Raw genomic sequence first — 9,391 nt, 5'->3', positions numbered from 1 at the left:
ACAGAACATTTCATTCAAAACTTGAAAGGGCAGGAATGACCCAGAGTATGTCAAGGGTAGCCAAATGCATTGATAATGGACCGATGGAAGGATTTTGGGGGATCATAAAAAGAGAACGTTATTACGGAAAAAGATTTACTAGCAGAGAAGCTATCGTTGAAATGATAGAAAATTACATTAGATACTATAACAATAAAAGATTACAACGAAACTTAGGTGTGCTGACTCCAATGGAAAAGCACGAAATGTATTTACAAGCGGCGTAAAAACTGCCAGTAGGTTATCTACTGGCAGAAAAGATTTATATTTTTTCAATTGTCTACTTGACGGGAAGCAGTTCAGCATTCTGGGGCTTTGATATACATTTTTGATTCGCAGGTAACTGCCTATCTCTTTGATAGCTGTTTGAGAACTGTAGAATCGCATGGATGCTGGATTCTTTTGACAGAGTGTTAGTTACGTGTTTGTTACCCAGGACAATATTATACGATTAAATACGTTTTATCATTTTCAACTAATCATACCATCACTTATCACCATAATGGTATCTGCACGCCAAAACATAGATATTTTCATTATCAATTTTATATATCAAACGATCCTTGTCATTGATTCTTCTGCTCCAAAATCCGGCCAGATTTCCACTCAGAGCTTCTGGCTTTCCAACCCCTTCATTTCCATTTCTAGCGATATCTTCAATTAATTGATTAATTTTTCTTAATGTTTTTCTATCTTCCGTCTGCCAATAAATGTAATCATCCCATCCATTTTTTGTAAATACCTTATTCATCAGCTTCAACCTCAGGAAGATCATGTACAGATGCCATTCCATTTTCCAACTGAGCCTTTGATTCCATTAACCAATCATAATTATATTTATTTCCCATTACATATATATTTTCCATCATATTGTTATAAGACTCTTCGGATATAATAACAACATTTTTGTTATCTTTTCTTGTAACTATCATTGTCTCATAATCATCTGTGATTTTATCCATATATGTCTTCATATTATCTCTTAACGTTGTATAGTTAACCGCCAACATAAAAACACCTCCATTTCGTACGTTTTTCTGTACTCTCATTATACCGTACAGATATCTGTACGTCAACAATAATAATTTATGCTAAATAATAAAAAAAAATCCCCAAAACATTTCTGTCCTAGGGATTTGAATTTTATAATGATTATCTCTTTGAAAACTGAGGTGCTCTACGGGCTGATTTAAGTCCGGGTTTCTTTCTTTCCTTCATTCTTGGATCTCTTGTCAGGAATCCTGCTTTTTTCAGAGCCGGACGGAAGTCACCATCTGCCTGTAATAAAGCTCTTGAAACTCCGTGTCTGATTGCGCCCGCCTGGCCAGTATATCCGCCTCCGCGTACGTTTACAAGAACATCAAATTTACCCAATGTCTCAGTCAGAACCAAAGGCTGACGGACAATAACCTTTAAGGTCTCCAGTCCGAAATATGCATCAATATCTCTTTTATTTACAGTAATCTTACCTGTTCCAGGTACCAGATATACTCTCGCAACACTCTTTTTTCTTCTGCCAGTTCCATACAATCTATCTTTAGTCAATGTTATTTCCTCCTTTCAGTTCAATTAGAATTTTAATGCTTCGGGTTTCTGTGCTTCATGTTTATGCTCTGGTCCTGCATATACAAATAACTTTTTGTGCATCTGTCTTCCCAGAGGTCCTTTTGGAAGCATTCCCTTAACTGCAAGTTCAATAACTTTTTCAGGTTTTTTAGCAAGCATTTCTTTTAAGGTTGTTTCTTTCATACCGCCAACATAATCTGAATGGTTGTAGTATACTTTCTGATCCAGTTTTTTTCCGGTAACAGTAATTTTTTCTGCATTTATAACAATTACATAATCCCCTGTATCTGCATGAGGTGTAAAGATTGGTTTGTTTTTTCCTCTTAATACTTTTGCGATTTCAGTGGAGAGACGTCCTAATGTACAGCCGTCTGCATCAACTACATGCCATTTTCTATCAACTTTATCCGGATTTACCATATAAGTTTTCATCGGTTTTCCTCCCATTATTCATAAATCTATAATCATATACAAAATACTCTTACCGGGGCATTGGCTGGAGTATTCTTATCATATGTCGTCACAGTGATTAATTATATTATACTTGTCCACCCATGTCAATAATTTTATCATCATTTCCGGTGAAATTAATCCCTATTAGGGTCAGACCCCTCGGGGGGGCGGTCGGTCCGGCAAACCTCCGGTCTCTTTTTTCTATTATTTCCTGCACGCTCTCGGGAGTCCTGTACCCCTGGCCCACCTGAATCAGAGTCCCCGAAATGATTCTGACCATATTATATAGAAAACCGGTCCCCGATACGCGTATTGTGATGATGTCACCCTCTTTTTCCACATCCAGTGCGGTAATTGTCCGGACGCTTGTCTTTGTCTGCCCTCCAATCGAGCTGAAGCTTTTAAAATCGTGCTCACCGACCAGATAAGCGGCTGCCTTCTGCATAGCCTCCACGTCTAAGGGATAATATATGAAGTGTGTATATAAGCGGCATATGGGCTGTGGAAACGTGCGGTTTAATATTTTATATTCATAAGTCTTTATGGCGGCAGCGTATCTGGGATGAAATTCCTTGGGAACCTCTTCTGATTTCTGCACCGTTATATCCTCCGGAAGCCTCTGGTTGAGTCCATACGATATTTTTTCCGGCGGTATTCTTGTATGCGTATCAAACACGGCCACGTTACCAAGGGCATGTACACCTGCGTCGGTCCGGCTTGCCCCCATAATGCATATTTTCTCACCCAGCAGTCCGCTGAGACTCTTGTTGATCATTTCCTCTACTGTAATTCCATTTTCCTGTATCTGCCATCCGCAATAGCGGGTGCCGTCATAAGCTATGGTCAGTTTTATTCTTTTATGCATGTCCGGTTCCTTTTATACTACAAAAATGCTCAGAGCGGGTATCCTTGGTACGATTATGCTTTCCGCCAGAACTACAACGAGAAACAGAATGATTACTGCGTAGGCCACTCCATCTCTTTTTGCATACTTGAGCGGCTTCATTTTTGTCCTGCCTTCCCCTCCGTGATAACAGCGGGCTTCCATTGCTGTTGCGAGATCCGTCGCTCTTCTGAAAGACGATATGAACAGCGGAATAAGGATTGGGATAAGGGATTTAGCTCTTTTCAGAATATTTCCACTTTCAAAATCTGCCCCTCTGGCAATCTGTGCTTTCATTATCTTATCCGTCTCGTCCACAAGTATCGGAATGAACCTCAATGCAATAGACATCATCATTGCCATCTCGTGGATTGGGAACTTCACTTTATTCAGGATATGAAGGGATTTTTCCAGCCCTGAAGTCAGGTCGTTTGGCGTCGTCGTCAATGTCATCAGGGATGATCCTACGATTACATAAATAAGCCTTACTGCAAGAAAAACGGCAAGCCGTATCCCTTCCTTTGTAATTTTAATGATCCATATCTGAAAGACGATTTCCCCCTTGGTAAGAAAAAGGTTGAACGCAACGCTGAGCAGAAGAAGAAGAATAATGGCTTTCAGGCCCTTCATAATAAAGGAAAGAGGTATTTTTGAGACATAAATTATTGCACCCAGAAAAATTGTTGCGATAATATAACCCAGGAAGCTGTTGACTATAAATAGTGATACTACAAACAGCAGGGTTCCGAATAGTTTTACCCTGGGGTCCAGCCGGTGCATAACTGATTCCGACGGATAATACTGTCCGATTGTTATATCTCTGATCATGATTTCCTTTCAGCGCCGGCCATTTTGTCATAAATTTCCCTGCAGGCATCCTCTATTGTTATTAGGCTGGTATCCACCGCTATCCCTGATTCTTTCAGTTTATTGAGTATATATGTGACCTGGGGTGCAGCCAGACCTATACTCTCCAGTTCTTTGTAGTGGGCGAAAACCTTCCTGGTTTCGTCATCATACAGGATTCTTCCCTGATTCATAACGATTATTCTTTCCACATACTTTGCCACATCTTCCATACTGTGGGAGACCAGGATGACTGTGATGTTTTTCTCCTTCTGCAGTATGGCAATCTGGTTAAGGATTTCTCCCTTTCCACCAGGATCCAGGCCTGCGGTTGGTTCATCCAAAATGAGATATTCCGGCTGCATGGCAAGGACGCCGGCAATGGCAACTCTTCTCTTCTGCCCACCGGAAATCTCGAAAGGAGATTTATTGTAAAGCTCCTTATCTATTCCCACTATATCCAGGGCATATTCCGCCCTGGCTCTGACTTCATCCGCACCCAGTCCCAGATTTTTCGGTCCGAAGCAGACGTCCTCAAACACAGTTTCTTCAAAAAGCTGGTATTCCGGGTATTGAAAGACCAGACCCACATGGGTACGAAGATTCCGCATGTTGAAGTCCTTGTCATAGATGTTTTTTCCATTATAGTAGATATTTCCTGATGTTGGCTTTATCAATCCATTAAGGTGCTGTATCAGGGTTGATTTCCCCGAACCGGTGTGTCCGATCAGCCCGATAAAAGATCCTGCTTCTATCTCAAGATTGATATCCACCAGGGCCGCACTTTCCATAATTGTATCTACACTGTATGCATAATTTATATTTTCGAGCTTAATCGACATACTTCATCCACCAATTCATCTATCGTGAGAATTCCCTCACGGATTTGAAGACCTTTCTCTTTGAGGCAGTACGCCAGCTCCGTAACAGCCGGAACCTCCAACCCTAAAGATTTCAATTCTGTCACCTTCGAAAAAATTTCACCAGGAGTTCCCTGCATTCGTATCTGACCTCCATCCATGACGATGACCCGGTCTGCATGAATGACTTCTTCCATGTTGTGCGTAATATATATTACCGTGACCTTTTCCCGGCGGTTCAGTTCTCTGACCGTCTGAAGTACCTCTTTTCTGCCAAGAGGATCCAGCATGGCCGTAGGTTCATCCAGTACGATGCACTTTGGCTTCATGGCAAGAACACCGGCAATGGCTACCCTCTGCTTCTGTCCACCAGACAGCTTGTTCGGAGACTTCTTCCGGAATGCATTCATATCCACTGCTTCCAGCGCATCATTAACCCGGTTCCAGATCTCACCGGTTTCTATTCCCATATTTTCCGGTCCGAATCCGACGTCTTCTTCCACCACGGTTCCAATAATCTGGTTGTCCGGGTTCTGGAATACCATTCCAGCCGTCTGCCGAATTTGCCAGAGGAATTCCCTGTCCTGCGTATCCATGCCGTCCAGCCACAAAGTCCCTTCCGTCGGCGTCAGCAGCGCATTTATGTGCTTGGCAAAAGTCGACTTCCCTGAACCGTTATGTCCTAGTATGGCAATAAATTCGCCATCGAGGACTTCTATGTCCACTCCGTTTATTGCCCTGCTTATTTCTTCACTTTTTTCGTCTTCGCTCAATCTCACATAATCGTAGACAAGCCTCGTGGATTTAATGATACTCATTCGAATTTTTCCTTAATTTATTTACCTTTTTAAGAGTACCTTATATTGTAAATTATTTAATCGTATTTTGCAACTGTTCTGTTGCAGCATCAAAAAAAGAAAAGTGTTCAGCCATTAAGACCGGACACTTTTCTGATATTTGAATTATACAAGTTCTAATAATACTTCCATTGCTGCATCACCTTTACGCAGGCCGATTTTCACAATTCTTGTGTATCCGCCATTACGCTGGGTGTATTTAGGAGCAATTTCATCAAAAAGTTTACCAACCAGATCAACATCAACCGTGTTTTTCTTTTTGCCGGCAGCCTTCTGTGGCACTTCCTTTACAGGGTAAAGTACGCTGAGCATTTTTCTTCTGGCATGCAGACGGGAAGGAGCATCTTTTTTGATAGTTTTATCAACTTCATCAAAAATATCAACCTTTTTGCCATCTACTACTTCCTTAACCCTCTTACCATCTTTATCCTTACGGGCTACTTTAGCTTTTACCGTAACTTCCTCAAAATTGTCTTTCTCTTTTACAGCTAATGCAATCAATCCTTCAGCAACTTTTCTAATTTCCTTGGCTTTCGCCTCAGTTGTTACGATTTTGCCATTATATAACAGATTAGTTACCTGATTTCTGATCAGGGCCTTTCTCTGACTGCTGGTTCTACTGAGTTTTCTGTATCCTGACATCTTACTACCTCCTTTACACAGGCTTTTTATTCCTCGCTTTGATTTAACGCCAAGCCAAGTTCTTTAAGTTTTGCAAGCACTTCTTCCAAAGACTTGCGGCCAAGGTTTCTAACCTTCATCATGTCGTCAGCTGTCCTGTTGGTCAACTCTTCGACTGTGTTGATTCCGGCTCTCTTGAGACAATTATATGAACGAACGGAAAGTTCCAATTCATCAATGTTCATTTCAAGCACTTTTTCTTTTTTGTTATCTTCCTTCTCCACCATAATTTCAGCATTTTTTGCATTGGCGGATAAGTCTATAAATAAACTTAAATGTTCACTGAGAACTTTAGCTGCAAGACTTACGGCTTCATCCGGGAAGAGTGTTCCGTTTGTATAGCAGTCCAAGGTAAGTTTATCATAATCTGTAATCTGGCCTACACGGGTGTTCTGCACGTTCAGATTAACCCTTTCAACCGGAGTATAGATGGAATCAATCGCAATCACGCCGATTGGCAGATCGTCATTTTTATTCTTTTCAGCACTTACATAGCCTCGTCCCTTAGTGATGGTAAGCTCCATGTACAGCCTGCAATCCGCTGAGCCGTCAAGCGTTGCTATTACCAGCTCCGGATTGATAATCTCAATATCCGGATCCGCTTTGATATCGGCAGCAGTAATCACACCTTCACCAGTGTACTCAATATATGCGGTTTTTGCTTCATCCGTGTCGCATGTATTTCTTATGGCCAAGTTTTTTATATTCATAATGATTTCAGTAACATCTTCCTTAACACCGGGGATTGTACTGAATTCATGTAAAACTCCGTCGATCTTTACCTGGCTTACTGCAGAACCCGGTAACGATGAAAGCATAATTCTTCTCAAAGAGTTGCCAAGGGTGATACCATAACCTCTCTCCAAGGGTTCAACTACAAATCTTCCATATTTCTTGTCATCGGATATTTCAGCAATTTCAATATTGGGTTTCTCAAAATCGAACACTACACAGCCCCTCCTTTTTTTGGAATTGCCTAATTCTTAGAATATAATTCGACAATAAGCACTTCATTAACTGGTACGTCAATGTTTTCTCTTAAAGGAAGTTCTTTGATTGCACCTTTAAGATTTTCGGGATCTGCCTCCAACCAATCAGGAACAAGTCTTCCTCCGGTTGCTTCTAACACATCCTTATATCTCTGGGAATCTTTGCATTTCTCTTTAATTTCAATAGTATCGCCTGCTTTAACCAGGTAGGATGGAATATTAACGCATCTTCCATTTACAAGTACATGTTTATGACCAACGATCTGTCTTGCTTCTCTTCTGGTTCTGGCAAATCCTAAACGGTAAATAATATTATCAAGTCTTGTCTCTAACATGATTATAAGGTTAGGACCAGCCTGTCCGCTCATTTTTTTCGCTTTATCATAATAGTTTCTGAAAGGTTTCTCCAGAACACCATATATGAATTTTGCTTTCTGTTTTTCTCTAAGCTGAAGACCATACTCGCTGAGCTTTCTGTTGCTTCTTCTTAATTCTCTTGTTGATTTCTTATCTATTCCTAAATAAACTGGATCTAATCCAAGTGATCTGCATCTTTTAAGAACAGGAACTCTATTTACTGCCATCTATGTGCACCTCCCATTAAACTCTTCTGCGTTTTGGTGGACGACATCCGTTATGTGGTACCGGTGTAACGTCCTTAATACTTGTGACTTCAAGACCGCAGGCCTGGAGCGCACGGATTGCTGCTTCTCTTCCTGATCCCGGACCTTTAACCATAACATCAACTGATTTCAAGCCGTGAATCAAAGCTGCTTTAGTTGCAGTTTCCGCTGCCATTTGAGCTGCATAAGGAGTAGATTTCCTTGAACCTCTAAATCCAAGACCACCGGCACTAGCCCATGATAAGGCGTTTCCTTCTGTATCCGTTAACGTTACAATCGTATTGTTAAAAGATGATTGGATATGTGCCTGTCCTCGTTCAACGTTTTTCTTAACACGCTTCTTTGTCACTTTTTTCGTAACTTTTTTAGCCATTTATAAACTAACCTCCCTTATGGGTTCCCGTTTCTGGGTTTAATTATTTTTTCTTGTTCGCAACTGTTCTTCTTGGGCCTTTTCTAGTTCTTGCGTTAGTTTTTGTTTTCTGTCCGCGAACTGGAAGTCCTTTTCTATGACGAATGCCTCTGTAGCATCCAATTTCCTGTAATCTCTTGATGTTCATAGCGATTTCTCTTCTTAAATCGCCTTCAACCATTTGTGAATCATCGATAACTGCGCTGATTCTTTTGATTTCATCATCTGTTAAGTCTCTGACTCTTGTATCGGGATTAACTTTTGCATCAGCAAGTATGCGATTTGCACTAACTCTGCCGATACCATAAATGTATGTTAATCCAATTTCAATTCGTTTTTCTCTTGGTAAATCAATTCCGGAAATACGAGCCATGGTTTATTGCACCTCCATTGTTTATTATATAGATTTTATTTAATAGTAGTGAACAACTTTACCTGGTGTCTCACTACTGCAGCCGCTTAGAACCAGCATTAACCCTGTCTTTGTTTATGCTTAGGGTTTTCACAGATTACTCTGATACTGCCTTTTCTTTTAATGACTTTGCATTTTTCACAAATAGGTTTAACTGATGATCTTACTTTCACAGTAAATCCTCCTTTCAAAAAAAGTCCGCTTTTCATTATAGCATCCCAATATGGAATAATCAAGCAAAACTTGTGTTGAGTTTTTCTTCCCAATTACGTGCATCCGGCTTACTTATCTCGCCAGATTATTCTTCCTTTTGTCAGGTCGTAGGGAGAAAGTTCTATGGTAACTTTGTCACCTGGTAAAATTTTAATAAAGTTCATTCTGAGTTTTCCGCTTATATGCGCCAGTACTTTGTGTCCGTTTTCCAGCTCAACCTGGAACATAGCATTTGGGAGTTTTTCGATTACTCTTCCTTCAATTTCGATAACGTCAGCTTTTGACATTCACAAGACCTCCTATAATCTATTTTGACTTGTAGAGTTTTATTCCTCTTTTTATATCCTCATTGGTAATTGTCTTCTCGGTCTCGATTTTACTGTGAATTACCTGGATGTGTTTCTTGTTTTTTTTCTTGGGATTTTCTATTGTTTTGATCTTTCCATCTGCCAGGAATACATATTCAGGTTCCTCCGATATTATAACATAGAGATTGTCCTTGTCATGCCCTGCCCTTGAAAACACCAGCGTCCCAATTTCATATTGTGTCATAAGTA

The 9,391-nt window shown here is 40.5% G+C and carries 17 protein-coding genes; 1 reads left to right on the top strand and 16 read right to left on the bottom strand.

Annotation, left to right across the window (positions count from 1 at the left end):
• Positions 1–266, top strand: a 266-nt coding sequence (locus tag BUA79_RS02035) for an IS3 family transposase (protein ID WP_143147864.1), incomplete at its 5' end; no start/stop codon positions are given.
• 260 nt (positions 267–526) lie between these two features.
• Here BUA79_RS02035 and BUA79_RS02030 read toward each other — a convergent pair.
• The 16 genes from BUA79_RS02030 to BUA79_RS01955 all read right to left on the bottom strand — a co-directional run bounded on the left by BUA79_RS02030 (position 527) and on the right by BUA79_RS01955 (position 9,386).
• Positions 527–790: a Txe/YoeB family addiction module toxin gene (locus tag BUA79_RS02030; RefSeq protein ID WP_073992692.1), complete on the bottom strand. Its 264-nt coding sequence runs from the start codon at positions 788–790 to the stop codon at positions 527–529.
• The gene (locus tag BUA79_RS02025; protein ID WP_073992691.1) at positions 783–1,049 is read right to left on the bottom strand and encodes a type II toxin-antitoxin system Phd/YefM family antitoxin; all 267 of its coding nucleotides are present in this window, start codon (positions 1,047–1,049) and stop codon (positions 783–785) included. Before BUA79_RS02025 ends, BUA79_RS02030 begins: the two co-directional genes overlap by 8 nt.
• Before the next feature lie 142 nt (positions 1,050–1,191).
• Positions 1,192–1,584 carry a 30S ribosomal protein S9 gene (gene rpsI, locus BUA79_RS02020; RefSeq protein ID WP_073992690.1) on the bottom strand — a complete coding sequence of 131 codons (393 nt, stop codon included), beginning with the start codon at positions 1,582–1,584 and terminating at the stop codon, positions 1,192–1,194.
• Between the two features lie 24 nt (positions 1,585–1,608).
• Positions 1,609–2,037: a 50S ribosomal protein L13 gene (gene rplM, locus BUA79_RS02015; protein WP_073992689.1), complete on the bottom strand. Its 429-nt coding sequence runs from the start codon at positions 2,035–2,037 to the stop codon at positions 1,609–1,611.
• Between the two features lie 106 nt (positions 2,038–2,143).
• Positions 2,144–2,923, bottom strand: a complete 780-nt coding sequence (truA, locus tag BUA79_RS02010) for a tRNA pseudouridine(38-40) synthase TruA (RefSeq protein WP_073992688.1) — start codon at positions 2,921–2,923, stop codon at positions 2,144–2,146.
• Positions 2,924–2,935: 12 nt separating this feature from the next.
• Positions 2,936–3,769, bottom strand: a complete 834-nt coding sequence (locus BUA79_RS02005) for an energy-coupling factor transporter transmembrane component T family protein (protein WP_073992687.1) — start codon at positions 3,767–3,769, stop codon at positions 2,936–2,938.
• Positions 3,766–4,629, bottom strand: coding sequence for an energy-coupling factor transporter ATPase (locus tag BUA79_RS02000; RefSeq protein WP_073992686.1), 864 nt, complete (start codon positions 4,627–4,629; stop codon positions 3,766–3,768). The genes BUA79_RS02005 and BUA79_RS02000 overlap by 4 nt, the downstream gene beginning before the upstream one ends.
• Positions 4,605–5,465 (bottom strand): energy-coupling factor transporter ATPase, encoded by an 861-nt coding sequence (locus BUA79_RS01995; RefSeq protein ID WP_073992685.1) that lies wholly within the window; start codon positions 5,463–5,465, stop codon positions 4,605–4,607. Before BUA79_RS01995 ends, BUA79_RS02000 begins: the two co-directional genes overlap by 25 nt.
• A gap of 144 nt (positions 5,466–5,609) precedes the next feature.
• On the bottom strand, positions 5,610–6,146 hold the full coding sequence (locus BUA79_RS01990; protein ID WP_073992684.1) for a bL17 family ribosomal protein: 537 nt from the start codon (positions 6,144–6,146) through the stop codon (positions 5,610–5,612).
• A gap of 26 nt (positions 6,147–6,172) precedes the next feature.
• Positions 6,173–7,132 carry a DNA-directed RNA polymerase subunit alpha gene (locus BUA79_RS01985; protein ID WP_073992683.1) on the bottom strand — a complete coding sequence of 320 codons (960 nt, stop codon included), beginning with the start codon at positions 7,130–7,132 and terminating at the stop codon, positions 6,173–6,175.
• Positions 7,133–7,161: 29 nt separating this feature from the next.
• Complete coding sequence (gene rpsD, locus BUA79_RS01980) at positions 7,162–7,758, bottom strand: 30S ribosomal protein S4 (protein ID WP_073992682.1); 597 nt, start codon at positions 7,756–7,758, stop codon at positions 7,162–7,164.
• A gap of 16 nt (positions 7,759–7,774) precedes the next feature.
• Positions 7,775–8,170, bottom strand: a complete 396-nt coding sequence (rpsK, locus tag BUA79_RS01975) for a 30S ribosomal protein S11 (protein ID WP_073992681.1) — start codon at positions 8,168–8,170, stop codon at positions 7,775–7,777.
• A 43-nt stretch (positions 8,171–8,213) separates the two neighbouring features.
• Positions 8,214–8,582 (bottom strand): 30S ribosomal protein S13, encoded by a 369-nt coding sequence (gene rpsM / locus BUA79_RS01970; RefSeq protein ID WP_073992680.1) that lies wholly within the window; start codon positions 8,580–8,582, stop codon positions 8,214–8,216.
• A 98-nt stretch (positions 8,583–8,680) separates the two neighbouring features.
• A complete protein-coding gene (gene rpmJ / locus BUA79_RS01965) occupies positions 8,681–8,794 on the bottom strand; it encodes a 50S ribosomal protein L36 (protein ID WP_073992704.1) in 114 nt (37 codons plus the stop codon).
• A 108-nt stretch (positions 8,795–8,902) separates the two neighbouring features.
• Entirely contained in the window at positions 8,903–9,121 is a 219-nt protein-coding gene (infA, locus tag BUA79_RS01960; RefSeq protein ID WP_073992679.1) for a translation initiation factor IF-1, read from the bottom strand.
• A 19-nt stretch (positions 9,122–9,140) separates the two neighbouring features.
• Positions 9,141–9,386, bottom strand: a complete 246-nt coding sequence (locus tag BUA79_RS01955; protein WP_073992678.1) for a KOW domain-containing RNA-binding protein — start codon at positions 9,384–9,386, stop codon at positions 9,141–9,143.
• Positions 9,387–9,391 lie beyond the last annotated feature (5 nt).

Source organism: Parasporobacterium paucivorans DSM 15970 (genome assembly GCF_900141895.1).
Classification (GTDB): domain Bacteria; phylum Bacillota; class Clostridia; order Lachnospirales; family Lachnospiraceae; genus Parasporobacterium; species Parasporobacterium paucivorans.
Note: the sequence above shows the minus strand (reverse complement) of the source record. Positions and strands in the feature narration are given on the sequence as shown.